This is a genomic window from Sphingomonas sp. T1, assembly GCF_902506585.1.
GTDB lineage: Bacteria > Pseudomonadota > Alphaproteobacteria > Sphingomonadales > Sphingomonadaceae > Sphingomonas > Sphingomonas aerolata.
Genome location: NZ_LR733875.1, coordinates 1,341,597 through 1,367,375, shown reverse-complemented (window position 1 = coordinate 1,367,375; position 25,779 = coordinate 1,341,597). Strand labels below are relative to the sequence as shown.

The 25,779-nt window shown below is 66.0% G+C and carries 27 protein-coding genes; 14 read left to right on the top strand and 13 right to left on the bottom strand.

The genetic code is table 11. From position 1 onward, the window contains the following. Positions 1-108 precede the first annotated feature (108 nt). The 7 genes from parE (at position 109) to queE (ending at position 8,260) form a co-directional block, all read left to right on the top strand. On the top strand, positions 109-2,112 hold the full coding sequence (gene parE, locus GV027_RS06100; protein WP_043157211.1) for a DNA topoisomerase IV subunit B: 2,004 nt from the start codon (positions 109-111) through the stop codon (positions 2,110-2,112). A gap of 96 nt (positions 2,113-2,208) precedes the next feature. Continuing rightward, on the top strand, positions 2,209-3,375 hold the full coding sequence (locus GV027_RS06095; protein WP_159511291.1) for a hypothetical protein: 1,167 nt from the start codon (positions 2,209-2,211) through the stop codon (positions 3,373-3,375). A gap of 83 nt (positions 3,376-3,458) precedes the next feature. Then, positions 3,459-4,649 (top strand): aspartate aminotransferase family protein, encoded by a 1,191-nt coding sequence (locus GV027_RS06090; RefSeq protein WP_159511290.1) that lies wholly within the window; start codon positions 3,459-3,461, stop codon positions 4,647-4,649. Positions 4,650-4,731: 82 nt separating this feature from the next. Continuing rightward, positions 4,732-5,655 (top strand): ornithine carbamoyltransferase, encoded by a 924-nt coding sequence (gene argF, locus GV027_RS06085; RefSeq protein WP_159511289.1) that lies wholly within the window; start codon positions 4,732-4,734, stop codon positions 5,653-5,655. A gap of 164 nt (positions 5,656-5,819) precedes the next feature. Beyond that, the gene (hslO, locus tag GV027_RS06080; RefSeq protein WP_201302662.1) at positions 5,820-6,725 is read left to right on the top strand and encodes an Hsp33 family molecular chaperone HslO; all 906 of its coding nucleotides are present in this window, start codon (positions 5,820-5,822) and stop codon (positions 6,723-6,725) included. 196 nt (positions 6,726-6,921) lie between these two features. Beyond that, positions 6,922-7,626: a 7-cyano-7-deazaguanine synthase QueC gene (gene queC / locus GV027_RS06075; RefSeq protein WP_056406059.1), complete on the top strand. Its 705-nt coding sequence runs from the start codon at positions 6,922-6,924 to the stop codon at positions 7,624-7,626. Position 7,627: 1 nt separating this feature from the next. After that, positions 7,628-8,260: a 7-carboxy-7-deazaguanine synthase gene (queE, locus tag GV027_RS06070; RefSeq protein WP_159511288.1), complete on the top strand. Its 633-nt coding sequence runs from the start codon at positions 7,628-7,630 to the stop codon at positions 8,258-8,260. A 57-nt stretch (positions 8,261-8,317) separates the two neighbouring features. Here queE and GV027_RS06065 read toward each other — a convergent pair whose 3' ends face one another. The 3 genes from GV027_RS06065 to lipB form a co-directional block, all read right to left on the bottom strand. Further along, positions 8,318-9,025: a hypothetical protein gene (locus tag GV027_RS06065; RefSeq protein WP_159511287.1), complete on the bottom strand. Its 708-nt coding sequence runs from the start codon at positions 9,023-9,025 to the stop codon at positions 8,318-8,320. 279 nt (positions 9,026-9,304) lie between these two features. Beyond that, a complete protein-coding gene (locus tag GV027_RS06060; RefSeq protein ID WP_031396007.1) occupies positions 9,305-9,553 on the bottom strand; it encodes a hypothetical protein in 249 nt (82 codons plus the stop codon). 91 nt (positions 9,554-9,644) lie between these two features. Further along, a complete protein-coding gene (lipB, locus tag GV027_RS06055) occupies positions 9,645-10,367 on the bottom strand; it encodes a lipoyl(octanoyl) transferase LipB (RefSeq protein WP_268893544.1) in 723 nt (240 codons plus the stop codon). A gap of 169 nt (positions 10,368-10,536) precedes the next feature. On the opposite strand from lipB, the gene GV027_RS06050 reads away from it, so the two are divergent. Then, complete coding sequence (locus tag GV027_RS06050; protein WP_159511286.1) at positions 10,537-11,358, top strand: hypothetical protein; 822 nt, start codon at positions 10,537-10,539, stop codon at positions 11,356-11,358. Continuing rightward, the gene (locus tag GV027_RS06045) at positions 11,355-12,095 is read left to right on the top strand and encodes a hypothetical protein (RefSeq protein ID WP_037529614.1); all 741 of its coding nucleotides are present in this window, start codon (positions 11,355-11,357) and stop codon (positions 12,093-12,095) included. The genes GV027_RS06050 and GV027_RS06045 overlap by 4 nt, the downstream gene beginning before the upstream one ends. A 33-nt stretch (positions 12,096-12,128) precedes the next feature. Here GV027_RS06045 and GV027_RS06040 read toward each other — a convergent pair whose 3' ends face one another. From GV027_RS06040 to GV027_RS06030, 3 genes are all read right to left on the bottom strand, one after another. Beyond that, positions 12,129-12,722 carry a GNAT family N-acetyltransferase gene (locus tag GV027_RS06040; protein ID WP_159511285.1) on the bottom strand — a complete coding sequence of 198 codons (594 nt, stop codon included), beginning with the start codon at positions 12,720-12,722 and terminating at the stop codon, positions 12,129-12,131. A 10-nt stretch (positions 12,723-12,732) separates the two neighbouring features. Continuing rightward, on the bottom strand, positions 12,733-13,575 hold the full coding sequence (gene hemF, locus GV027_RS06035; RefSeq protein WP_159511284.1) for an oxygen-dependent coproporphyrinogen oxidase: 843 nt from the start codon (positions 13,573-13,575) through the stop codon (positions 12,733-12,735). A 68-nt stretch (positions 13,576-13,643) separates the two neighbouring features. Beyond that, positions 13,644-14,093, bottom strand: a complete 450-nt coding sequence (locus GV027_RS06030; RefSeq protein WP_159511283.1) for a tRNA (cytidine(34)-2'-O)-methyltransferase — start codon at positions 14,091-14,093, stop codon at positions 13,644-13,646. 195 nt (positions 14,094-14,288) lie between these two features. Between GV027_RS06030 and petA the strand changes: the two genes are divergently transcribed. From petA to GV027_RS06010, 4 genes are all read left to right on the top strand, one after another. After that, positions 14,289-14,855: a ubiquinol-cytochrome c reductase iron-sulfur subunit gene (petA, locus tag GV027_RS06025; protein ID WP_236559311.1), complete on the top strand. Its 567-nt coding sequence runs from the start codon at positions 14,289-14,291 to the stop codon at positions 14,853-14,855. Positions 14,856-14,865: 10 nt separating this feature from the next. Then, positions 14,866-16,164 carry a cytochrome b gene (locus GV027_RS06020; RefSeq protein WP_031393565.1) on the top strand — a complete coding sequence of 433 codons (1,299 nt, stop codon included), beginning with the start codon at positions 14,866-14,868 and terminating at the stop codon, positions 16,162-16,164. Positions 16,165-16,185: 21 nt separating this feature from the next. Then, on the top strand, positions 16,186-17,028 hold the full coding sequence (locus GV027_RS06015; RefSeq protein WP_031441575.1) for a cytochrome c1: 843 nt from the start codon (positions 16,186-16,188) through the stop codon (positions 17,026-17,028). 250 nt (positions 17,029-17,278) lie between these two features. Beyond that, entirely contained in the window at positions 17,279-17,926 is a 648-nt protein-coding gene (locus tag GV027_RS06010) for a hypothetical protein (protein WP_159511281.1), read from the top strand. Between the two features lie 4 nt (positions 17,927-17,930). Here GV027_RS06010 and GV027_RS06005 read toward each other — a convergent pair whose 3' ends face one another. From GV027_RS06005 to ychF, 3 genes are all read right to left on the bottom strand, one after another. Then, positions 17,931-18,392: a MaoC family dehydratase gene (locus tag GV027_RS06005; protein ID WP_159511280.1), complete on the bottom strand. Its 462-nt coding sequence runs from the start codon at positions 18,390-18,392 to the stop codon at positions 17,931-17,933. Positions 18,393-18,406: 14 nt separating this feature from the next. After that, positions 18,407-19,711 carry an alkaline phosphatase family protein gene (locus tag GV027_RS06000; protein ID WP_159511279.1) on the bottom strand — a complete coding sequence of 435 codons (1,305 nt, stop codon included), beginning with the start codon at positions 19,709-19,711 and terminating at the stop codon, positions 18,407-18,409. Positions 19,712-19,783: 72 nt separating this feature from the next. After that, on the bottom strand, positions 19,784-20,881 hold the full coding sequence (ychF, locus tag GV027_RS05995) for a redox-regulated ATPase YchF (protein WP_056406069.1): 1,098 nt from the start codon (positions 20,879-20,881) through the stop codon (positions 19,784-19,786). Between the two features lie 339 nt (positions 20,882-21,220). Here ychF and GV027_RS05990 point away from each other — a divergent pair, with 339 nt between their 5' ends. Continuing rightward, entirely contained in the window at positions 21,221-22,288 is a 1,068-nt protein-coding gene (locus GV027_RS05990; RefSeq protein WP_159511278.1) for an NAD(P)-dependent alcohol dehydrogenase, read from the top strand. 180 nt (positions 22,289-22,468) lie between these two features. Here the strand turns inward: GV027_RS05990 and GV027_RS05985 are convergent, their stop codons facing one another. The 4 genes from GV027_RS05985 to GV027_RS05970 form a co-directional block, all read right to left on the bottom strand. Then, positions 22,469-23,074, bottom strand: coding sequence for a TIGR02466 family protein (locus tag GV027_RS05985; protein ID WP_159511277.1), 606 nt, complete (start codon positions 23,072-23,074; stop codon positions 22,469-22,471). Then, a complete protein-coding gene (pth, locus tag GV027_RS05980; protein WP_031441582.1) occupies positions 23,071-23,640 on the bottom strand; it encodes an aminoacyl-tRNA hydrolase in 570 nt (189 codons plus the stop codon). The genes GV027_RS05985 and pth overlap by 4 nt, the downstream gene beginning before the upstream one ends. Positions 23,641-23,865: 225 nt before the next feature. Next, positions 23,866-24,564: a 50S ribosomal protein L25/general stress protein Ctc gene (locus GV027_RS05975; RefSeq protein ID WP_107930056.1), complete on the bottom strand. Its 699-nt coding sequence runs from the start codon at positions 24,562-24,564 to the stop codon at positions 23,866-23,868. A gap of 256 nt (positions 24,565-24,820) precedes the next feature. After that, entirely contained in the window at positions 24,821-25,687 is an 867-nt protein-coding gene (locus GV027_RS05970) for a TraB/GumN family protein (protein ID WP_159512758.1), read from the bottom strand. Positions 25,688-25,779 lie beyond the last annotated feature (92 nt).

Sequence of the window (25,779 nt, the reverse complement as noted above, 5' to 3'; positions counted from 1 at the left end):
GCGTCCCGCCAATATATCCGCAAACATGACAGAAAGTTCATGTTGTGGCTTTTCCGCAACAGCGGTTGCGCGCTTGCACGGATCGCTGGCTAAGCCATATACCACGTCATGCCAGAAGACCTGCCCGAAGGCCTGTTCACGACCCCGTCCAAGACCGCCCCGACCTATGATGCCTCCTCCATCGAGGTGCTCGAGGGGCTCGAACCCGTCCGCCGCCGCCCGGGCATGTATGTCGGCGGCACCGACGAGCGCGCGCTGCATCATCTCGCCGCCGAAGTGCTCGACAATGCGATGGACGAGGCGGTCGCCGGTCACGCGACGCGGATCGAGGTCACGCTCGAGCCCGGCAACCGCCTGACGATCGTCGACAATGGCCGCGGCATCCCGGTCGACCCGCATCCCAAATTTCCTGACAAGTCCGCGCTCGAGGTGATTCTTTCGACGCTGCATTCGGGCGGCAAGTTCGCGGGCAAGGCCTATGCGACCTCGGGCGGTCTGCACGGTGTCGGCATCAGCGTCGTCAACGCGCTGTCGTCCGACACCGTCGTCGAGGTCGCACGCGACCGTCAGCTCTATCGACAGCGCTTCGCCAAGGGGCAGACGCTCGGCCCGATCGAGCGGCTCGGCACCACCCCCAACCGCCGCGGCACCAGCGTCGCCTTCACCCCCGACACCGAGATCTTCGGCAACGAGCTGCACTTCAAGCCGCAGCGGCTGCACAAGCTCGTCCGGTCCAAGGCCTATCTGTTCGCGGGCGTCGAGATTCGCTGGCACTGCGCGCCCGAACTGATCAGCGACGATACGCCCGCACAGGCCGTGTTCCAGTTCCCCGGCGGGCTCGCCGACCATCTGCGCGACCAGGTCGCAGGCCGCGAATGCGCGACCGCCGACTTCTTCTCCGGCTCGCAGGATTTCCCGAGCGCGCACGGCGAGACGCAGGGGCGCGTCGAATGGGCGATCGCCTGGCCGCTGTGGAGCGACGGCTCGTACAGCTGGTATTGTAACACCATCCCGACCCCCGATGGCGGCACGCACGAACAGGGCCTGCGGCAGGCGCTGGTGCGCGGCCTGCGCGCGTTCGGCGATCTGGTCGGCAACAAGAAGACCAAGGATATCAGTGCGGACGACGTGATGATCGGCAGCGAGCTGATGCTGTCGGTGTTCATCCGCGAACCGCAATTCCAGAGCCAGACCAAGGATCGCCTGACCAGCCCCGAGGCCGCGGGCCTCGTCGAGAAGGCGGTGCGCGACCATTTCGACCATTTCCTCAGCCACAATATGGACCGCGGCAAGGCGCTGCTGAACTATGTGCTCGAGCGGATGGACGAGCGCCTGCGCCGCAAGCAGGAACGCGACGTCAAGCGCAAGACCGCGACGTCGGCCCGCAAATTGCGGCTGCCCGGCAAGCTGACCGACTGTTCCGCCAACTCGCCCGAGGGCACCGAGCTGTTCATCGTCGAGGGCGATTCCGCTGGCGGCTCGGCCAAGCAGGCGCGCGATCGCAAGACGCAGGCGATCCTGCCGATCCGCGGCAAGATCCTCAACGTCGCGTCCGCGACCAGTGCGAAGATCTTCGCGAACCAGGAAATCGCGGACCTGACGCTGGCGCTTGGCTGCGGCACGCGGAAGGACTGCGTGGCGGACAATCTGCGCTACGAACGGGTCGTCATCATGACCGACGCCGACGTCGACGGCGCACATATCGCGACGCTGCTGATGACCTTCTTTTTCCAGGAGATGCCCGACATCGTCCGCCGCGGGCACCTCTATCTCGCGCAGCCGCCGCTCTACCGCCTGACCGTCGGTACCAAGAGCGTCTATGCGCGCGACGATGCGCACCGTGCCGAACTCGAACGCACGGTGTTCAAGGGCAAGAAGGTCGATGTCGGCCGCTTCAAGGGCCTTGGCGAGATGAACCCCGGCCAGCTCCGCGAGACGACGATGGACCCCGCCACCCGCGGCATGCTCCGCATCACCCTGCCGCAGGAATATGAGGAGCGGGCAGGGGTGAAGGACCTGGTCGACCGCCTGATGGGCAACAACCCCGCGCACCGCTTTGCCTTTATCCAGGAAAATGCCGGCCGGCTGGACGAGGAAGCCATCGACGCGTGACCAGTTCATAACGGATCGGTCTGCCCGGCGGGCGCCAATTGACGCGGCCACCGATACCAATATCGTACGCAGTCTTTCCTGGCGGGAGTGTGTCGGATGCCCATGCTGGCCATTGCGCTGTTGCAATCCGTCGCGATCGCCGCGCCGTCGCCCGAGGCCACGCCGGATCTGACGGACGACAGGACGATCGTCGTGATCGCACCCCGGGCGTCGACGACGGAAAGGGCGCTTGCGGACTGCATCGCACGCGGCTGTTCGCCGAAGGACGAGATCGCCGCGTCTCTTGCCCATGCCGAAAGCCAGTTTCTCGCCGGAGACTATGTCGCGTCGCGAAGAACCCTGTCAAAGGCTCGCTCGCGCAATGCGCGATACGCCAAAACCCTGCCCGTCGAGGTCTCCAATCTGGTTCGCGCAAGCGGCCGGCTCGCCAGCCTGAATGGACGGCCCGACACAGCCCGGATCACGTCGATCGATACGCTCGACATATTAAGGGACGGGTTCGGGGCGAAGGATGAGCGCGTACTGATGCAGCGGCTGCTCATCGGCGACGCGATGGTCAAGGCGCTTCGCTTCGATGCCGCGCGCGAGATCTTCAACCGCGTTGCAAAGGACGCCGCCGAGACCGGCCAGAAGGTAGTCGAGGGGCATGCGCTCTTGCGAATCGCGGTCGTCTATGGCGTGCTCGCCAGCGTTGATCGCGGCTATGCACAGCGTGCGCGGTCGGCGATCACGCGGATCACGCGGACCGACGATCCGGCATTGGCGCCGTTTCGCGAGGCGGCGGCGACGCTGCAACAGCGTCTCGCCCCGGGGCCAAAGGCGCTGGCGGCGGCAAAAGCTGGGGTTGCGACCCTGCCGAAGGGGACGCGTTCGACGGTTGCGACCCTGGTCTATGCACCGCCCGTCGACCTTCATGGCGCACCGCAGAGTCAATCGACCACCGTCGCGCTGACGGGCGATGCCGAGCCGCAATGGATCGACGTTGCCTTCCGTATCACGGCGGAAGGCACAGTCCGGGACGTCGACGTCGTCAGGCAGTCCACGAATGCGCGCGGCAGATGGCTGGAACTGGTCGAACAGTCGATCGCTGGGCGGGTCTACCGTCCGCTGGCCCTTGCGGCGGATTCGCGCGGCTTGGCGCGTGTGGAACGCTATTCGCTGATCAACGACATGACATTCGCCAAGGGCTCGCGCATGCAGGTCCGATCGAGCCGCCCGCGTCTTGAGGTCATCGACCTTACCCTCGACGTACCGCCTGGTTGACGCCCATCCCCCGTCACCGGTATTAGGCGCCTCCGGGGCGGTCCATCACGGGCCGCCCTTCTCGTTTCGAAGAGGAAGCGCCTGTGACCATCACCCCGCTCATGCCCGTCTACCCGCGGTGTGGCGTGCGTCCGGTCCGAGGCGAGGGCGCCTATCTGTTCGGTGAGGACGGCCAGCAATATCTCGACTTCGCCAGCGGCATCGCGGTCAATGCGCTCGGCCATGGCCACCCGCATCTAACCAAGGCGATCGCCGACCAGGCCGCGACGTTGATGCACGTGTCGAACCTGTACGGGTCGCCACAGGGCGAACATCTCGCGCAGCGGCTCGTCGACAATACGTTTGCCGACACCGTGTTCTTCACCAACTCGGGTGCGGAAGCGGTCGAGTGCGCGATCAAGACCGCGCGCCGCTATCATTTCGCGAACGGCAATCCCGAGCGTCACACGCTGATCACGTTCGACACCGCGTTCCACGGCCGCACGCTCGGCACGATCTCGGCGACCAACCAAGCCAAGATGCGCGACGGGTTCGAACCGCTGCTGCCGGGATTCGCTTATGCCAAGTTCAACGATCTCGAGGGTGCGCTCGCGCTGATCGACGACCACACCGCAGGCTTCCTGGTCGAGCCGATCCAGGGCGAGGGCGGTATCCGCCAGGCGAGCCCCGAATTCCTCCAGGGTCTGCGCAAGGCGTGCGACGAGCATGGCCTCTTGCTGGTGCTCGACGAGGTCCAGTGCGGCTATGGCCGGACCGGCAAGCTCTTTGCGCACGAACTCTACGGCATCACCCCCGACATCATGTCGGTCGCCAAGGGGATCGGCGGCGGCTTCCCGCTCGGCGCGTGCCTCGCGACCGAGGAGGCGGCCAAGGGGATGGTCGCGGGCACGCACGGATCGACCTATGGCGGCAATCCGCTGGCGATGGCGGCGGGCGAAGCGGTGCTCGACGTGATCCTCGAGGACGGCTTCCTCGACCACGTCGCCACGATGGGCGACCGGTTGCGCCAGGGGCTCGAGCAGATGATTCCCAATCACGATCATCTGTTCGACAGCGTACGCGGCACCGGGCTGATGCTCGGGCTGAAGCTGAAAAGCGACAGCCGTGCGTTCGTCGCGTTCGCGCGCGATCATCACAATCTGCTGCTGGTGGCCGCGGGCGAGAACGTCATCCGCATCCTGCCGCCGCTGGTGATCGACGAAAGCCATATCGCCGAATGCATCGACAAGCTGTCGACCGCGGCGCGCGTTTATGTGCCGGCAAGCGACGACTGACACCCGTTCTGGGTGACCAACGCCCGTCCGTCCTGCGCCGTCGTGCGCGAGGACGGACGGTCTATTTTACAGGACCGGTGCCATGACCCTCCGCCATTTTCTGAACCTCACCGATGCGGGCCCGGACGGTATCGCCGCGATGCTTGCCGACGCGCTCGATCGCAAGGCGGCACGCGCCGGCTTCACCAAGGGCCGCGCCGACGCCGATGCGCCGCTCGCCGGCCACACGCTGGCGATGGTGTTCGAAAAAAACTCGACGCGCACGCGGTTCAGCTTCGACATGGCGATCCGCCAGCTCGGCGGGACATCGATCGTCGCCGATGCCGGCAGCATGCAGCTCGGGCGCGGCGAATCGATCGCCGACACCGCGCGCGTGCTGTCGGGCTATGTCGACGCGATCATGATCCGCACCGATGATCATGCCAAGGTCGAGGAGATGGCGCATCATGCCAGCGTCCCCGTCATCAACGGCCTGACCGACGCGTCGCATCCGTGCCAGATCATGGCCGACCTGCTGACGATCATCGAGAGCGGCAAGGCGCTGCCCGGGCTCAAGGTCGCGTGGCTGGGCGATGGCAACAACGTGCTCGCCTCGATCGTCGAGGCCGCCGGGCTGATGCAGTTCGACGTCGTCGCCGCCTGCCCGCAGGGGTTTCAGCCCGAGGAGGAGGCGATCGTCCGCGCCTCGGGCCGCGCGCGCGTCGTCGCCGATCCGCGCGAGGCGGTCGACGGTGCGGACATCATCGTCACCGACACCTGGATCTCGATGGGGCAGGCCAATGCCGAGAGCAAGCTGAAGGCCCTTGCCCCCTATCAGGTCGACGCCGCGCTGATGGCGCTCGCGCGGCCCGATGCGAAGTTCCTCCACTGCCTCCCCGCGCATCGCGGCGAGGAGGTCACGCCCGAGGTGATCGACGGCCCGCAGTCGCTGATTTGGGCCGAAGCGGAAAACCGCCTCCACGCGCAGAAATCGGTGCTGCGCTGGTGCTTCGGGCAGATCGGCTGAAGCGCCCGGTTGGTTGATCGGGCGCAGGTCAGCCCCCATTTCCGTCATTCCCGCGGAGGCGGGAATCCATAAACTCCGAGCTGGTGATCAGACCACCAGCGTATGTCGCTCTGCATCCCCGCCTGCGCGGGGATGACGCCGCGACGGGGGATGCCGAAGGAACGATGGTGAACGACCCCAACATGACCGATCTCGACCGCGCGCTGGCGTTTGCGATCCCCGCGCGCAGCGCTCGTGGCCGAATCGTCCGGCTCGGCACCGCGCTCGACGAGGTGCTCGCCGCGCACGCCTATCCGCCTGCGATCGAGAAGCTGCTCGCCGAGGCGCTGACGCTCGCCGCGCTCATCGGCTCGACGCTGAAGGACGCGAGCGGCCAGCTGACGATGCAGACCCGGACCGACAATGGCGTCGTCCAGTTGCTGGTCTGCGATTACCGCGGCGGCGAGGTGCGCGGCTATATCGAATACGATGCGGACAAGCTTGCCCAGGCGCCCGTCGAGCCGACCCTGTTCGCCTTGTTCGGCCAAGGCTATCTCGCGATCACCTTCGACATGGCGAGCAGCAACGAGCGGTATCAGGGCATCGTCCCGCTCGACGGCGATACGCTGTCTGAGGCCGCGCAGAGCTATTTCACCCAGTCCGAGCAGATCCCGACAATGGTCCGTACCGGCATGGCGAAGGGCCCCGACGGGCGCTGCGTCGCGGGCGGCCTGTTCCTCCAGCATCTGCCTGAGGGCGAGGACGGCCGCGAGCGGCTGCATACCAAGCTCGACCATCCCGAATGGGAGCATGTCGCGACGCTCGGCAACACGATGGGCGCGGACGAGCTGACCGATGCGGCGCTGCCGCTCGAGACGCTGGTGTGGCGGTTGTTCAACGAGGACAGCGACGTCCGCATCCTTGCCGATATTCCGATCACGCGCGGCTGCCGGTGCGATCCCGACTATATCCGGGGCGTGATTGCGAAATTCCCGATCGACGAACGCCGCGACATGGCGGACGAGAGTGGCTTCATCCACGTCGACTGCGCATTCTGTGCAAAGAAATTTCCGGTTCCGGTCGAGGAATGACGCGTTTCTCATTCACGTGACGGTGGGAAATTGCGCGGCGTTAATGCGCTGTTTACCGCGCCGGGCTATACCTCCCTCGTGCTTTAGAGATTTCAGCACGTTTCTCCCTTGAGGCTGCTATTAGCGCCAACCTTTCAGGGCCGCCTTCGGGCGGCCCTTTCTTTTTGCCGCGGTCTGGCCTAGCGCGTCGCGCATCATGACATCATCAGCTCCCTTAGCGGTCGCCCTCGTCTCGGGCGGCCTCGACTCGATGGTTTCCGCCGCCATGCTGCGGGAATCCGGCCGGCGCCTGCTCGCGCTGTCGTTCGATTATAACCAGCGCCACCGCGTCGAGCTCGACGCCGCGCGCCGCGTCGCCACCGCGCTCGGCGCCGAACGCCATATCGTCCTGCCGATGGACCTGTCCGCGTTCGGCGGCTCGGCGCTCACCGCGGATATCGACGTGCCCAAGGACGGCGTCGGCACCGACGATGCAGGTGGCATCCCCGTCACCTATGTCCCCGCCCGCAACACGATCTTCCTCAGCCTCGCGCTCGGCTGGGCCGAGGCGGCGGGCGCGCGCGATATCTATATCGGCGTCAACGCGCTCGATTATTCGGGTTATCCCGATTGCCGTCCCGAATTCATCGCCGCATTCGAGGGGCTGGCCGAGCTCGCGACCAAGGCGGGGGTCGAGGGCGATCCGTTCCGCATCCAGGCGCCGCTCCAGCACATGACCAAGGCGGATATCGTCCGCGAGGGCACGCGGCTCGGGCTCGACCTCGGGCTCAGCTGGTCGTGCTACGATCCAACGCCCGACGGCAAACATTGCGGCGAATGTGACAGTTGCCGGCTCCGGTCGCGCGGCTTCGACGAGGCGGGGATCGCGGATCCCACGGTCTATGCGGTCAAGCCGGTCTGACATGAGTTACGCGGTCAAGGAAATGTTCCTGACGCTGCAGGGTGAGGGCGTGAATGCCGGCCGCCGGGCGGTGTTCGTGCGCTTTGCCGGGTGCAATCTGTGGTCGGGACGCGAACAGGACCGCGCGACCGCGGTCTGCCGGTTCTGCGACACCGATTTCGTCGGCACCGACGGGCTGGGCGGCGGCAAGTTCGCCGATGCGCGAGCGCTGGCGGATGCGGTGGCGGGGTTTTGGGGCACGGGCACGCAGGACCGGTTCGTCGTGCTGACCGGGGGCGAGCCGATGCTCCAGACCGACGATGCGATCGTCGATGCGCTTCACGCCGCGGGCTTCCGGATCGCGATCGAGAGCAACGGCACCCTGCCGGTCCATCCCGGCATCGACTGGGTATGTATCAGCCCCAAGGCGGGCAGCGTCGTCGTCCAGCGTCATGGCGACGAGCTGAAGCTGGTCTGGCCGCAGCCCGGTACCGACATCGCCGATATCGAGACATGGGATTTCGCGAACCTGCTGCTCCAGCCGCTCGACGACCCGCAGGCGGATGCCAATCGCGATGCCTGTGTCGCGCTGGTGATGGAGCGTCCGCAATGGCGTCTGTCGCTCCAGACGCACAAGATGCTGGGGCTGCGCTAGGCCGTCTTCCCGCTCCGGCAGGGAAAGCCCCCGGCTCAAGGGCCAGGGGGTAATCGTTCAGCGGTTGGCGATGCCAACGCCCGCCGCGGGGGGCCAGTCGAGCGCGCCGCACTTCTTGACGACCCATTCGGCCTTCTTGTTCCAGCAGATCGGGTCGAGCCGCGGCATCTTCACCCGGTCGCGGCCGATATAGCGCGGGAAACGCTGTTCGCCCCAGGGGATCAGGCTGTTGCGCAGCTCGCGCGTGCGCTGCAGCGTCAGATCGCCGAACTGGCCGCGCGGCGTGAACAGCGCGTCGCGGCCGATCGACGCGGTCGTCTGGCAAAAGCCATATTGCGCGGCGACGGTCGCGAAGTTCGAATAGGTCCGCGTGCCGAACTGGTCGAGCGCAGCCTGGCCGGCCTTGACGCCCTTGGCCTTGTTGACGCGCAGGAAGTATTTGCCGAGCGTGTCGAAGGCGCCCTGCAGTTCGGTACCGTGATCGGCGAGGATCGCATTGTAGTTCGACACCGTCAGCAGCGTCGGTTCGAACTGGCACTGGAGCGCCGCGACGTTCAGCGCCGCGCGCATGTGCCAGACCATAGCCGCGCGCTTCTCCGCGCTGGTGGCGTCGGGCATCGCCTGGCCGAGATCGGCCTCGTCCCCGGTCACCGCCGGCGCGGAGAAATCGCGTGATTGCAGAAAAAACTGGGCCGAGGCGGGCTGAGCCAACGCCATCGAGCCGCTCGCCGCGCAGAGCGCCAGCGCAGTACGCACCATCTTCATTCCCAACTCCCCGGGCATTCCATGCCGAGATTTCTAAAGCGTTTCTTGCCAACTCCCAACTGTTTTGAGGGGCCCTGCAGCCGATCGTGGCTTCGAGTACGATCCGGGCCGCAGATTTCCGTCGCAGCCGAAACGAGATCGCGCATCGCGGCCGATCGACCAGGCTCGGGATGGCATCGCGCATCCCGCCGCCCAGCGGTCGACTTGGCCCCAACGACAAGGGGCCGCCCGGTTTCCCGGACGGCCCCCCGCATCACATAATCTTCCGAAACCGGAAAATTACATCATGTTGTTGGTCATCATGGTGTCGTTCGACATCATCGTGTCGTTCGCCATCATGCCGTCGTTCATCGCGCCGTCAACGGCGGTCATGTTGTCGGTCATCGTGTCCATGCCTTCGGTGGCATTCATGTCGGTGACCATCGTGTTGTCGGTCGTGGTCTCGGTCTTCGGACCGCATGCCGAAACGGCAAGCGCTGCGCTGGCGATCAGCGAACCGGTCAGAACCTTGGAGATGAGTGAACGCATTTGGAAGCTCCCTAGATAGAGGATTTGGTAGGCCTGGAGGCCAGGTATATACCCAAATCGTAGTGGACATTAATCTGTAAAGGCCTGGCCCTCAAGCCTCGTTTTCTTGAGCCAAAGAAAGTGTTTCAAGGAACACGCCGCTCGTCAACGTCAGGGCAGCGTCAAAAGTTGCCATGTCGACCTTCGTGCCGAGCGATTTCAGGCTGGTAACGGGGTATTCCGCAAGGCCGCACGGCACGATTCCGCCGAAATGCGTCAGGTCAGGATCAATATTGACCGCAAAACCGTGCAGCGTCACCCAGCGCTTCACGCGCACGCCGATCGCACCGATCTTCGCCTCGCGGCCGCCGAGATTGGGATCGCGCGTCCAGATGCCGACACGGCCCTCGACCGAAAACGCGGCGACGCCAACCTCGCCGAGCGCCGCGATCACCCAGTCCTCGACCGCGTGGACGAACCGCCGGACGTCGCGCCCGCGCCGTCCGAGGTCGAGCACCAGATAGCCGATCCGCTGCCCCGGCCCGTGATAGGTGTATTTGCCGCCCCGTCCGGTATCGAACACGGGAAAGCGCGGATCGACCAGGTCAACCGGATCCGCGCTCGTCCCCGCGGTATAGACCGGCGGGTGCTCGAGCAGCCAGATCAGCTCGCGCGCATCGCCTGCGGTCACCGCGGCGGCGCGCGCCTCCATTTCGGCGAGCGCGGCGGCATAGGGGGTCAGGCCGGTATCGGTCCGCCATTCGAGCCCGTCGAGGCGCGACGGCGGATCGGCGGGCGCGTGGCGGCCGGAGGTCGGGAAGGGGGAAGCGGTCACGCGACCCATCTGCGCACTCGCCGCCGGTGATGCAAGCGGGCGGGGGCTTGCCGCGGCGGCTGGTCCAACCGTCGCGGGAGTGGTCAAGCCCTGGGGCTTGGGCTACGTCGCGGCGGTATCGGGCATGCGTGCCAGGCGGCGAACGGGGAGCAGGCGGATGGGAAGAGGCGTGAAAATCGGCACGGTCTGGGATCGTACCACCGAGGTGCTGTCCGGGCGTAGCGGCCAGATCGCGGCGGTTGCGTTGCCGACCCTGGTCCTCCCGCCGGTCGTCAACAACGCGCTCGTCATGCTCGTCCCGCCGCAGCCGGCGGTGCAGCTCGTCGCCGGCATCGTCGCCGTGGCGTCCGCGTTGCTCGCGATCCTGGGGTCGCTCGCGATCCTCGCGCTGGCGACGCAACCCTCGACCGACCGCACCGAGGCCTACCGTCAGGCGCGGGCGCGGCTGCTGCCCGCGCTCGGCGTGTCGCTCGTCGTCGGGCTGATTGCGCTCGTCCTGATGGCGCCGGTGTTCATCGCGCTGATCGCGTCGCATTTCGACTTTGCTGCCGCGTCCGCTGCCGCCAGCGCGCCCGCGCGAATGCCGCAGCTGCCGCGTGCGACGGCGATGTTCGTCGTGCTCTACAGCCTTGCACTGATCCTGCTCGCCATCTGGGCCAGTGCGCGGCTGATGCTGCTGACCGCGGTCGTGCTCAACGAACGGCTCGGGCTTGGCGCGATCCGCCGGTCGATCGCGCTGACCCGCGGGCTGACCTGGAAGCTGATCGGCGTGCTTCTGCTGTTCGCGATCGTGTTCGCGATCGCGACCTTCGCCGCTCAGGCCGTTGTCGGGCTCGTCTTTCGCCTGATCCTCGGCGGGGACCAGATCCCGACGGCGATGTTCCTTGCCGGGATCGCCGGCGCGCTTGCCAGTGCGGCGCTCATGGCACTCGCCTATGTCTTCACGGCACAGCTCTATGTTGCCACCCGAGAGAAACCGATCACCGAATGAAAATCGACTTTACGGGCGTGTTGAAAGACGCCTGGGCCCTGTTCAAGCGCGACCGCGATCTGCTGCTCCGGATCGCCGGGCCCTTCCTGTTCCTGCCCGCCTTCGCGCTCGCGCTCGTCGTGCCCGACCCGCCGCTGCCCGATGCGGCGACGCGGGGCGACGAGGCGCAGGCGCTGGTCTGGGCGCAGGCGGTGACCGACTGGGCGGGGGCGAATGGCGGCTGGTACTGCCTGGCCTATGCGCTCAGCTTTTTCGGCATGGCGGCGGTCTATACGCTGTATCTCGATCGTGACCGGGTCGATATCGGCACGGCGCTTAGGCGTTCTGCCACGCTCCTGCCGCGCTATCTGCTCGCGATGATCCTGGTCTCGCTGCCAGCGGGGGCGGGGCTGCTTCTCTATGCGATCCCCGGTCTCTACATTCTCGGCCGGACGATGATGACCGGGCCGGTGCTCGTAGCCGAAGGACCGATCGGCGCGTTCGCCGCGATCCGGCGCAGCCTGTCGCTGACGCGCGGCGCCGGCCTGCCGCTCATGTCGCTCGCCGCGTTCGGCTATATGAGCGGCTGGCTGCTCGGCATGCCGTTCATGGCGCTCGATGGCGCGATGCGCGACGGTGGGCAGGGCAATCCGGTGGCGATCGCGCTCGTCGATGCCGGCGCGGCGGCGGCTGCCACCGCCTCGGGGGTCGCGATGGCGCTGATCGCGGTGTCGGTCTATCGGCGGCTGGCGCGCTAGGCGGTCGCGGACCGGCGTGGCCTGCGCTGAAGTCTAGCGGCGTCCGCCCAAAAACGGGATCTGCGGCGCGACGTCGGCGGGCAGCATCCCGGTCGCGCGCGGATCGGGAAAGGTCTCGATCGTCCGCCGCGTCGCGACGAAGCCCTGCGCGCGGTAGAAGCCGAGCGCGCGTGGATGGTCGAGCGTGCAGGTGTGCAGCCAGACCCGCTCGACACCCCTGGTCCAGGCCCGGGCAAGCGTCTCCGCCATCAACCACCGACCATGTCCCTGGCCGGCGAGTTCGGGGATCAACCCGAAATAGGAGATCTCGCAAGCCCCCGCCCGGCGCAGGTCGAGTTCGAGCATCCCCACCTCGATCCCCGCCGGGTCGACCACCGCATGGACGGCAATGCCGGGATCGGCCAGGATCGCGGCAAGCGCGGCATCGTCCATCGCCAGGCGCGAGAACCACAGCCAGCGCGATCCGACCCGGGCGAACAGCGCACGATAGCCCTCCAGCGTCGGCTGCTCCCAGCGCAGCAACCGCAGCCGCGACGTCGGCATCGGCCTGAGCGGCGGCTTGCGCGGCATTTCGAGCATGGTGACGATCGTGGCGAGCACGTCGTCCGCGACGGGGATCAGCGCCACCGGGCCCCGCTCACGACCAGGTCGCGCGGGGCGGCAGGCTCATCAGGATCGCCTCGATATTGCCCCCGGTCTTCAGCCCGAACAGCGTGCCGCGGTCATAGACGAGGTTGAACTCGGCATAACGACCGCGCCATTCGAGCATCGCGGCCTCGTCCTGCGGTGTGAACGGCGTGTCCATCCGCCGCCGGACGATCCGCGGATAGGCGTCGAGAAACGCTTCGCCGACGTCGCGCGTGAACGCGAAATTGGCGTCGAAATCGCCGTCGAGATGATCGAAGAAGATCCCGCCGACGCCGCGGTTCACCTTGCGGTGGGGAATCTGGAAATAGGCCTCCGCCCAGTCGCGGAAGCGCGGGTAATAGGCCGGGTCGTGCGCGTCGCAGGCGGCCTTCATCGTTGCATGGAAATCGGCGGTGTCCTCGGCGATCGGCAGCGGCGGGTTGAGATCGCCGCCGCCGCCGAACCAGCGCTTGGTCGTGTTGAGGAAGCGGCAGTTCATGTGCACCGCGGGGACGTGCGGGTTGGCCATGTGCGCGACCAGGCTGATCCCGGTCGCGAAGAACCGTGGATCCTCGCCCGCGCCGTGGATCGACTTGGCGAACTCGCCCTCGAAAATGCCGCCCACGGTCGAGACGTTGACGCCGACCTTTTCGAACACCTTGCCCTTCATGACGCCGCGCACGCCGCCACCGCCGGGTTCACCCGACGGATCGATCCGGTCCCAGGGGGTATAGTCGAACACGGCATCCGACCCGGCTTCGCGCTCGATCGTCTCGAACTCCGCGCAGATCCGGTCGCGCAGCGATTCGAACCAAATGCGGGCGGCGGCTTGCTGGGGGTCGAGCTCGGTCATGGCACCGTCCTACAAATCCTGGTCGGGGCGGGGAAGGGGCGCGTTCGCCCGAGACTTCCCTTGGTAGGTCAGGCGGGCCAGCCGTCCGTCTGCCGCAACGCCTCTGCCGCGACGATCGCGGTCGCGACCGAGATGTTCATCGACCGCAGGCCGGGCCGCATCGGGATCAGCACGCGCAGGTCGGCGCGGGCATGGACGTCGTCGGGCACGCCCGCGCCCTCGCTGCCCATAAGCAGCACGTCGTCGGTCTGGAACGTCGCCGCGTCGAGCCGGACCGCGCCCTTCGTCGTCAACAGGACGATGCGCCCGCGGACCTGGTCGCGAAACGCCGCCCAGTCGACATGCCGGACGATCTCGACCGCGCCGACATAGTCCATCCCGGAGCGCGCGACCGCCTTTTCGTTCCAGGTGAACCCCATCGGCTCGATCAGATCGACCGCGAGTCCGAGACAGGCGGCGGTCCGCAAAATGGCGCCGACATTGCCGGCGATATCAGGTTGGTAGAGGGCGATACGCATACCGCTGCCTCTAATCCGGAACGCGCTGCAGTCAAAATGCTGTTGGCAAAGCGGGCTTGCGCCGTCTATCACCTATGGGCCTCCGTGGGGACGGTCGGGCAGGATGGGCGTGCGGTGCGGCGAACCGGCATGCGCATCGGGCCACGAGAATAAAGATAAACTGCAAGGGCGAGATGAATGGCGATAGTCGACGACATGGTTCCACCCGGCGAGTCGCCTGAACCGTTTCACGAAGAGGCGCACGACCCGCGCCGCCGCGATTTCATCAATATCGCCACCGTATCCTTCGCCGGGGTCGGCGCCGTCGCGATCGTCCTGCCGCTGATCAACCAGATGAACCCATCGGCCGACGTGCTCGCGCAGTCGACCACCGAAATCGACCTGTCGAAGATTCTGCCGGGCCAGGCGATCAAGACCAGCTTCCGCAAGCAGCCGCTGTTCGTGCGCAACCTGACGCCGAAGGAAATCAGCGAGGCCGACGCGGTCGACGTATCGACGCTGCGCGACCCGCAGACGCTCGAGGAGCGGACCAAGGCGGGCAAGAAGAACTGGCTGATCACGCTGGGCGTCTGCACGCATCTCGGTTGCGTCCCGCTCGGCGCGGGCGAGGGTGAGAACAAGGGCCCGTTCGGCGGCTATTTCTGCCCGTGCCACGGTTCGGCCTACGACACCGCCGCGCGCATCCGCAAGGGCCCCGCACCGACCAACCTTCAGGTGCCGGACTATGCCTTCAACTCCGACACCGTCGTAACGGTAGGCTGAGGAAACAACCATGAGCTTTCCCTGGGCCAAGCAATACGAACCGAAGCTGCCGCTGACGCGGTGGCTGGATGAACGGCTTCCCGTTCCCCGGCTCGTCTACAACGCGGTCGGCGCCGGTTACCCGGTCCCGCGCAACCTCAATTATTTCTGGAACTTCGGCGTCCTTGCCGGCGCCGCGCTGGCGATCCAGATCATCACCGGCATCACGCTGGCGATGCACTACGCCGCCAACGGCGCGGTCGCGTTCGACTCGGTCGAACACATCATGCGCGACGTCAATGCGGGCTGGTTCCTGCGCTATGCGCACGCCAATGGCGCGTCGATGTTCTTCATCGTCGTCTACACGCACATCTTCCGCGGGCTCTATTACGGGTCGTACAAGGCGCCGCGCGAGATGGTCTGGCTGCTCGGCGTGACGATCTTCCTGCTGATGATGGCGACCGCGTTCATGGGCTATGTCCTCCCCTGGGGGCAGATGAGCTTCTGGGGCGCGCAGGTCATCACCGGCTTCTTCTCGGCGATCCCGCTGGTCGGCGACACCATCCGCATCTGGCTGCTCGGCGGATTCGCGCCGGACAACGCCGCGCTCAACCGCTTCTTCTCGCTGCACTATCTGCTGCCGTTCGTGATTGCGGGCGTCATCATCCTGCACATCTGGGCGCTGCACATCCCGGGGTCGAACAACCCGACCGGCGTCGACGTGAAGGGCAAGCAGGATACCGTGCCGTTCCACCCCTATTACACCGCGAAGGACGGCTTCGGGCTCGGCATCTTCCTGCTGGTGTTCGCCGGCCTGCTGTTCTTCTTCCCGAACTATCTCGGCCATCCGGACAATTACATCCCGGCAAATCCGCTCTCGACGCCCGCGCACATCGTCCCCGAATGGTATTTCTGGCCGTTCTACGCGATCCTGCGCGCCTTCACCGCGGACTTCATCCTGCCCGCAAAGCTGTGGGGCGTGCTGGCAATGTTCGGCTCGATCCTGCTGCTGTTCTTCCTGCCGTGGCTCGATAATTCGCCGGTCCGTTCGATGAACTACCGTCCCAAGGCGCGGATCGCGTTCTGGGTGCTGGTCGCCGACATCCTGATCCTGGGCTATTGCGGCGGTGCACCGGCGACGGCCACCTATGTGATCCTCAGCCAGATCTGCGCTGCCTATTATTTTGCGCATTTCCTGATCATCCTGCCGCTGATCTCGCGGTCCGAACGGCCCCGGCCGCTGCCCAATTCGATCACCGAGGCGGTGCTGGCCAAGCGTGGCGGGACGAGCCCGGCGCACACCGCGCTCTCCCCCAAGCCCGCGCACTGATACGGACTAGAGGATACATATATGGTTCGTCTCATCGCATCCCTGGTCGGCGCCGCCTTCGTGCTGGTGCTCGGCATCGCGCTCTTCGGCAGCGTGTCGGGCGTCATCACCGACCCCGTCGCGCCGTCCGCCGAGAGCGTCGCGCACAAGCATCCCAAGGAGCTCGAGCTCGCCTCGAACGGCGTCTTCGGCAAGTTCGACCGCCGTCAGCTCCAGCGCGGGTTCCAGGTCTACAAGGAAGTCTGCTCGGCCTGCCACTCGCTGCGGCTGGTGTCGTTCCGCGATCTCCAGAAGATCGGCTATTCGGAGCCCGAGGTTAAGGCGATCGCCAACCAGTGGGTGATCGAGCAGCCGACGATCAATCCGGAGACCGGCGAAGCCGCGACCCGCAAGAACATCCCGTCGGATCGCTTCCCGTCGCCGTTCGCCAACGAGGTCGCTGCCCGTGCCGCCAACAACAACGCACTGCCACCCGATCTCTCGCTGATCACCAAGGCGCGCGAGGAGGGCACGGCCTATGTCCACTCGCTGCTGACGGGCTACACCGATCAGCCCGCGGCGTTGCTCAAGCAGTTCCCGGACATCAAGACGCCCGAGGGTCTCTACTACAACCCGTATTTCGCGAACCTCAACATCGCGATGCCACCGCCGATCACTGCGGACGATCAGGTGGCCTATGCGGACGGGACCAAGGCGACGAAGGAACAGATGTCGGCCGACGTCTCGGCCTTCTTGACCTGGACGGCTGAGCCTAACCTGGAGTCGCGCCACGCCGTCGGCGTCGCGTCGATCCTCTTCATCCTCGTCTTCTGCGGCCTTGCCTGGGGCGCCTATCAGAACGTCTGGCGTGACGTGAAGCATTGATCCCACGCCCCGGCTACCGCGGCATCAGGGCGTGAACGACGGCGGATCGGGGCAACCCGGTCCGCCGTTTCGCGTTTGGCGACCCGCTGGCTGCCCGTGTCCGTGCCTGTGTCCCGGCGCCGCGCGCCCATGGCCCACCTACGGTCCCGGCGCGCGTCAGCCGTCGTTCATGGAACCTGCGGTAGGTCGGTATTGTTGTGCGACCAATGGCGGCGCGTTGGGTCCGCTCTCCAGGTACGGGAGATTTTCGATGTTTTTCAAGCGACTAGGACTGGTCAGTCTCGCCATTGGTGTCGGCCTCGGCGTGGCCGGTTGCACCGATGGGTATGGCTATGGCGGCGGCGGGATCGGCTATGCGAGCGATCCCTATTATGGCGGCGGCTACGGCAACGGCTATTATGACGGCTATGGCGGCGGATACGGGGCCGGTTATGCTGGCGTCGGCCTCGGCTCCTATTATGGCTGGTATGGCGACTATTATTATCCGGGTACCGGCGGATACGTCTATGATCGCAACCGTCGTCCGCACCGCTGGAACGGCGCGCAGCAGCGCTACTGGCAGGGGCGTCGCGGCAATTATCGCGGTGCCGGCAACTGGGGCAATTTCGCCCGCGGCAACAGCCCCGCCGCGCGCGACTATCGCCAAGACCGGCGTGGCGCGAACCGTGACTTCCGTCAGGGTCGGCGTGACGACCGCAACCAGCTGCGCGACGGTCAGATCACGCGCGAGCAATATCGCGGCGAACGGCGCGAGGCGCGGCAGAGCTATCGCGGCGAAGCACGTCAGGACCGGCGTGAATATCGTCAGGAGCGCGGCAATGGCGGCGGGTTCCGCGGTCGTGGCGGCGGCGGCGGCGGCCGGGGCGGCGCCTATATGAACGTTCCCGTCCCGAAGTGACGGGTCAGGATGCAGGCGCGCCGGTCGGGCGCGTCTGCATCAGCGCGTTCGACACGAATGTCATCACCATGACATTGTTCTGATTGAACACCTGCATCCGGCTTTTCACGATCCCCATTTCGGGGCGGCTGGCGGAAACCCGTTTGCCGAGCACCTCGGTCACGCAGCGCAGCGTGTCGCCCGGATAGACGGGCTTCAGCCATTTGAGCTCATCGATCCCGGGCGATCCGAGACTCGCCTGACGATGCTCACCGATATGCTCGACCAGCATCGCCATCGTCATCGCGCAGCTATGCCAGCCGCTTGCCGACAGCCGACCGAAATGCGTCTTCGCCGCGGCCTCGTCGGACAGATGAAAGGGCTGCGGGTCGTATTTCTCGGCAAAGGCGATCACCTCGTCGCGCGTCACCGGATAGTGGCCGAACGCCGCGGTCGCCCCGACTGCGATATCTTCGAAATACTGCACGCCCGCTGCTCCTCCTATCGTCGCAGCACCTTTTGGAAGGGCGCGTCGTTGCCGTCCAGCCCCGGTTCCGCGGGCAGCCCGATCAGGTCGCGGAGCAGCGGCTCGACCGCGACATTGTCGAAGCTCGCGATGGTCTTGCCACCGATGAACGCAGGACCGTTGGCGATGAACAGCGCGCGCATTTCGGGGGCGGCATTGTCATAGCCGTGCGAGCCGCCGGCCGAGACCTTGGTGGGCGTCGTCCGATCGACGCGCCAGCCGACATCGGCGAGGCACAGATAGCTCGGGACGCGCGGATTGCGGCCATAATGGAAGCGCGCCGGGATCTCCGCCTTGCGCCAGCATTGCAGGTGGTCGTGCTTGCGCAGCAGTCTGGCCTCGAGCGCGTCCTCATGCCCGGGCACCGCGAACAATGTCGCATAGGCGCCCGTTTCGACGAGGCGATAGTCGGCCGGTGCCGCAATCCGGTCCATCGCGACGACGCGTGTGCTGCTGGTCGCCGCCATGCCGTGGTCCGACACGATGACCAGATTGGCCGGCTGGCCGAGCGTCGCGAGCCCGTCGACGAGGCTGCCGATGCTGCCATCTACCTCGGCGGCTGCCTGCGTTGTCAGGGGGGAGTCGGGGCCATTGTCGTGCGCGGCCACGTCGACGGTATCGAAATACAGCGTCACCAGCTTTGGCCGGATCGTGGCCGGTCGCCGCATCCAGTCGAGCACCGCGTTGACGCGTTGCGTGGCGCTGATCTGCTGGCTGAACTGCTGCCAGTCCTGCGGCCGGGTGCCGCCGTCGATCGCGCCGTGGCTGTTGGGCTTCGGCGTGCCGCCGACCGCGACATTGGCACCCGGCCAGAACATCGTCGCGGTCCGGATCCCCGCCTTTTCGGCGTCGACCCAGATCGGCGAGCTTTGGCTCCACCAGAAGGGATCGTCGCTCGCCATGGTGAATTTCTCACCGGGCCGCGCGGGATCCTCCATCGTGTTGCCGACGATGCTGCTGCGATCGGGTCTGAGCCCGGTCACCAGGGTCCAGTGATTGGGGAAGGTGACGCTCGGGAAGGACGGCCGCATCGCCGCAAAGACGCCGCCGGCGCGCAACCGGTTCAGGTTCGGCGTGACGCCCCGGTCGAGATAATCGGGGCGGAAGCCATCGATCGACACGAGGATCGTCACCGGTGCCCGGACCGCCAGCGGCTGCGCGCCTTGGGGAGCGGCGGTGGCGGGGGCAGCCTGGGTCACCGGCGCCAGGGCAGGGGGCGTGGCCGGATAGGCACAACCCCCGAGCGCGAGTGTCAGAGCTGAAAACGTCGCGTGTCTCATGCCGTCTGTTCTGCTCGCTACGCCCGCCCCCGGCGCGTGACTACACACGCAGGGGCCGCGACATTGTTGGGATCAGCTGTGCAGGAAGTGCATCACGTCGCCGTCATGGACGACATAGGCCTTGCCCTCGGCGCGCAGCTTGCCCGCCTCGCGCGCCTTCGATTCCCCGCCCAGCGCGATGAAGTCGTCGAACGCGATCGTCTCGGCGCGGATGAAGCCCTTCTCGAAATCGCCGTGGATCTCGCCCGCCGCCTGCGGCGCGGTCGCGCCCGCATGGACGGTCCAGGCGCGTGCCTCCTTCGGGCCGACCGTGAAGAAGGTCAGCAGGTGGAGCAGCTTGTAGCCTGCGGTGATGACGCGAGCGAGGCCGGTCTCTTCCAGCCCCAGCTCGCCCAGGAATTCGCCACGATCCTCGACGGGCATCGTCGCGATCTCGGCCTCGATCGCTGCCGACACGACGACCGCCTCGGCGCCCTCCGCCGCGGCCTTCTCGAACACGCGCGCCGACAGCGCATTGCCGTTCGCGGCATCACCCTCGTCGACGTTGCAGACGTACAGGACGGGCTTGGCGGTCAGCAGCTGCGCCTGTGCGAACACGCGCGCTTCGTCCTCGTCCTTGGGCACCGTCAGCCGTGCGGGCTTGCCTTCGCGGAGCAGCTCGAGCGCCTGGCCGAGCACGGCGGCGCCGATCTTGGCCTCCTTGTCGCCCTGCATGCCCTTCTTGGCGAGGTTGGGGACGCGCTTCTCCAGGCTTTCGAGATCGCTCAGCATGAGTTCCGTTTCGACCGTCTCGGCATCGGCGATCGGATCGACCTTGTTGTCGACATGCGTCACGTCGCCATTCTCGAAACAGCGCAGCACATGGACGATCGCGTCGACCTCACGGATGTTGCCGAGGAACTGGTTGCCGAGCCCTTCGCCCTTCGATGCGCCGCGCACGAGCCCGGCGATGTCGACGAAGCCGAGCTGGGTCTCGATGATCTTCTGCGAGCCGGCGATCTTTGCCAGCGCGTCGAGCCGCTTGTCGGGCACGCCGACATTGCCGACGTTCGGCTCGATCGTGCAGAACGGATAGTTCGCCGCCTGCGCCGCGGCCGTCTCGGTCAGCGCGTTGAAGAGGGTGGACTTGCCGACGTTCGGCAGCCCCACGATGCCGCAGCGAAAACCCATGATATGCCCTTGGTATAAGATTGTGCGGGCGCTTTAGGGCAGGCCGAGGAGGAACGCCAGCAAGGACGCCTACGCACACGACCGGGCGCGATTCCTCTTATCTCTCCCACCCCGGCGAAGGCCGGGGCCCAGGTGGGGGACGTTGCTCATGAAGGTCGGCACGCCGTTACTGCGACCTTTCCAACTGGGCCCCGGCCTGCGCCGGGGTGGTTGCTGATTTCAACGTTCTACTGATCGACCTAAACGATTGCCGCAATGCAGCAAAATTATCGTACCGCTCGGTAGATATTGCGGGTCCCGTGCGTATATCGCGCTCTGCCAGTCAGATTTAGGAATAGCATGACCACCACCGCCAAGGGCTACGCCGCCCAGTCGCCCGAGACGCCGCTCGCACCGTTCAGCTTCGAACGCCGCGCGCCGGGCAAGACCGACGTCGCGATCGACATCGCGTTCTGCGGCGTCTGCCATTCGGACCTCCACACCGCCAAGGGCGAGTGGGAAGGCACACTGTATCCGTGCGTTCCGGGCCATGAGATCGTCGGCCGCGTCACTGCGGTCGGTGACGACGTCACCAAGTTCAAGGTCGGCGACATCGCCGGCGTCGGCTGCATGGTCGACAGCTGTGGCCAGTGCCCGTCGTGCACCGATGGCGAGGAGCAATATTGCGAGACAACCGGTTTCGTCGGCACGTATAACGGCCCTGATCCCGTGCTCGGCGGTCACACGTTCGGCGGCTATTCGGACCATATCGTCGTCGACGAGGGCTTCGTGCTGAAGGTCTCGCATCCCGAGGCCGATCTCGCCGCGGTCGCACCGCTGCTCTGCGCCGGGATCACCACCTACTCACCGCTGAAGCACTGGAAGGTCGGCCCCGGCCAGAAGGTCGGCGTCGTCGGTCTGGGCGGTCTTGGTCACATGGGCGTCAAGATCGCGAACGCGATGGGTGCCGAGGTCTATGTATTCTCGACGTCGCCGAACAAGCGCGAGGATGCCAAGCGTCTCGGTGCCAAGGACCTGATCGTGTCGAAGGATGCCGATGCGATGGCGGAGCATGCGAACAGCTTCGACTTCATCCTCAACACCGTTGCCGCACCACACAATCTCGACCTGTTCCTCGAGCTCCTCAAGCGCGACGGCACGATGACTCTGGTCGGCGTGCCTGCCGAACCACATCCGTCGCCGTCGGTCGGCAACCTGATCTTCCGCCGTCGCCAGCTGGCAGGCTCGCTGATCGGCGGGATCGCGGAGACGCAGGAAATGCTCGATTTCTGCAACGAACATGGTCTGGTCTCGGACATCGAGATGATCAAGATGGACGAGATCGAGCCGGCCTATGACCGCATGGTCAAGAGCGACGTGAAGTATCGCTTCGTCATCGACATGGCGTCGATGAAGACGGCGGCCTGATCGCCACTTTTCGTCATCCCCGCGCAGGCGGGGATCCATACGGGCTGCCCTTCGCGAGTAATCGTCAACGCCGGCCAGTCTGGATTCCCGCTTCCGCGGGAATGACGAGAGGGATGGTGCCACCCTTTTCCCGTCATCCTGACGAAAGTCAGGATGACGGGGTGGTGAGGTTCCCCTACCTCACCACCGATAATTGAAACTGATGCTGATCCGCTCGCCCTTGGCGGCATTGGGCACGACTTCGTGCCGCAGCCAGCTCTCCCAAAGAAACACGCTACCCGGCTTTGGCACCGCATAGACGAACGTCCGCAGGTCCTCCGGTGCATCCTGGAGCCGCGGCGGCGCGGCCATCATCATCGGCAGTCGCGGATCCTCCAGCTTCAGCGCGCCGGCCCCTTCCGGAATCGTCACGTACATCGTCCCCGACACGACGCTGTGCGGATGGATATGCCCAGAATGCGCGCCGCCTGGCTTCAGGACGTTCACCCAAAGGCTGTCGAGCTTCAGCTTCCGCCCGCCCAGATCGAACGCACAGTCCTTGGCGAATTGCGCGACATGCTTGTTGAGCAGCCGCACCAGATCGCCGAACCTCGGATCGCGCAGCGGCAGGTCGTTCAGCGACGCGTAGGACGTGTACCCGCGATAGCCATGCGCCTTCGACCAGGCGACGCCCGCGCGGTCCGCCTTGGACAGTTCGAGCGCGGCGTCCTCGAGCTCCTCGACCAGATCGTCATCGCCGAGATCGGCCTCGTAGAACCGCGTGGCGAACAGCGAGCGGGTGGTCATGGTTGCATCCTCACAGCGACGTCGTTCATGAAGCGGACGTCGTCGCCCGCCGCCAGCCACGCCGCCTCCGCGGCGATCGCGCCGAGCATGTCGGACAGCGGCTCGATCTCGGTCTTGGCGTAATTGCCGAGCACATAGCCGGTGACCCGGTCCTTGTGCCCCGGATGCCCGATGCCGAGGCGTACGCGGCGGAAATCGGGGCCGAGATGCTGGTCGGTCGAGCGCAGCCCGTTATGCCCCGCGGTCCCGCCGCCGGTCTTCACCTTGACGCGGAAGGGGGCGATGTCGAGCTCGTCGTGGAACACCGTCAGCGCATCGACGTCCAGCTTGTAGAAGCGCAGCGCCTCGCCGATCGCGCGGCCGCTCTCGTTCATGAAGGTCGCGGGCTTCAGCAGCAGGATCTTTTCCGATCCGATCCGGCCTTCCTGCGTCCAGCCCTGGAACTGCTTCTTGACCGCGCCGAAGCCGTGCACCGCGGCGATCGCGTCGGCGACCATGAACCCGACATTGTGCCGGTGCATCGCATATTGCGCCCCCGGATTGCCGAGTCCCGCCCAGATCTGCACGTGTGATTCTCCAAAACGATCGTTGCCCGCGCGCCAAACCGTCATTCCCGCGGGGGCGGGAACCCATAGTGGCAAACCTCTCGATTCCATAGGAAGGTCCGAGGGTCTGGGTCCCCGTCTGCGCGGGGACGACGGTTTTTTGAGTGGGCGGAATGGCTTACAAAACGAAACGGGCGGGAAAGCCCTAGCTTTCCCGCCCGCCAGATCGTCCGAAGACGAAGGAGATTAGTCCTTCTTCTGCGGCGTGATCTTGTCGTCGTCATTGTGATCGTCGTTAGGCTCGACCACGGGCTCTTCGTCCGAAGCAGCCTCGGCAGCCTGCGCCTCGGCGACCTCAGCCTCGAGCTCTTCGTCCTCGACGGTCGGGACGGTCGGCGGCACGATCGTGGCGATCGCGAAGTCGCGGTCGTCGATCGCGGGCGTCGCGCCCTTGGGCAGCGTTACGTCGCTGATGTGGATCGAATCGCCGATTTCCATGCCGGCGAGCGAAATCGTGATCTCGCTCGGGATGTCCGATGCGTCGACGACCAGCTCGATCTCATGACGCGTGATGTTGAGGACGCCCTTGCCCTTCTTGATGCCGGGGGCATCGTCTTCGTCCGTGAACACGATCGGCACGGCGACCGTGACGGTCGAATGCTCGCCGATGCGCAGGAAATCGACATGGATCGGGCGATCCGTGACCGGGTGGAACGCAACGTCCTTGGGCAGCGTGCGCACGCCGTTGACCATCACGACCGAATTCATGAAGTGGCCGGTCATCAGCGCCTTCATCAGCGCCTTTTCCTCGAGGTGAACCGAGGTGGGTTCCTTGTTCAGGCCGTAGATCACGGCAGGCACGCGGCCATCACGACGCAGCGCCCGGGAGGCTCCCTTGCCAACCCGGTCACGCGTCTCGGCTGCGAGCGTCAACTGGTCGCTCATCGATATTCTCCGAAACTCGTTTGTTGTTCTTCCCGCCCACGCCTCCAGGGATGACCATGGACCGGAAGCGCGGGCGCATAGCGGAAGTGCACGTTTTAATCAACTACACCCTCTCCCCCCGGGGGAGAGGGAGGGGCCCGCGTGCTCTTGCACGTGGGAGGGTGAGGGCACGGTGTGCCCGAAACGCGTGCCCTCACCCTTCCGTCGCCTGCGGCTCCTCCCTCCCTCTCCCCCGAGGGGAGAGGGATTCGGTCGCTCAATACTGCACCCGCTCCGCCTTCACCCCGAGCTTCGCCAGTTGCGCCTGAACGCTGTCCTGCCCCGCCAAATGCCCCGCGCCGACCGCGACGAACACCGTCCCCGGCGACTTCATCCGGTTCGCGACCCACTCCGCCCATCGGGCATTGCGATCGACCAGCAGGACCTTCGCCACCTCGGGCGAATCCTTCAGGCTCTCGTTCATCTCCTTGGCGAGCGCCTCGGGATCGCCCTTCGCCCATTCGTCGACCATCGTCGCCATCGTCGTCTCGAGCTTGGGGAGTTCGTCGATCGTGCTGCCGAGGAACTGCAGCTGTGCCTGTTGCGACAGGCTCCCGAAATAGCCCAGCTGCTGCTCCGCGGTCTCCAGGCCCGTCACGGGCTTGCCCGCCGCCTTGGCCGCGGCAGTGATCACCTGCTCGGGGCCGTTCGCCGCATCATAGCCAAGCTTCGACAGCGGCGCGATCGACAGGTTGGTCGCCGCAAGCCACGGGCGGAATCGGTCGAACGCGTTCGCGGGCAGCCCCAGATCGGTCACCGCCTTGGCATAGGCCGCGCGCTTCTCCGCGGGCAGCTGTTCGGTCAGCGTCGGCCCGTCCTTCGTGACGCCGGTTGCCATGACCAGGGTCTGCATCTTGGCGGGATCGGGCATCACCAGCTCGAGCACGACCTGCTGCGAGCGGTCGAACGCGGTCTTCACCGCCTCGTCGAACCACGTCATGCCGGGTTTCAGAACATGGATCGTCCCGAACAGGTAGATCGTCGTGTCCTTGTCCTTCACCACCCACAGGGCGGGATCGGCATCGTTCGCCGCCTCCACGGGCTTTGGCGCGACCTGTGCGCAGGCGGGCAGCGCGAACGCCATCGCGATCGCGGACAGCGCCGAACGGAACGAGACGATCTTCGAAAACAGCTTCAAGGCCAGGGCATCCTCATCGTTGGTCGGCCCCATGTAGG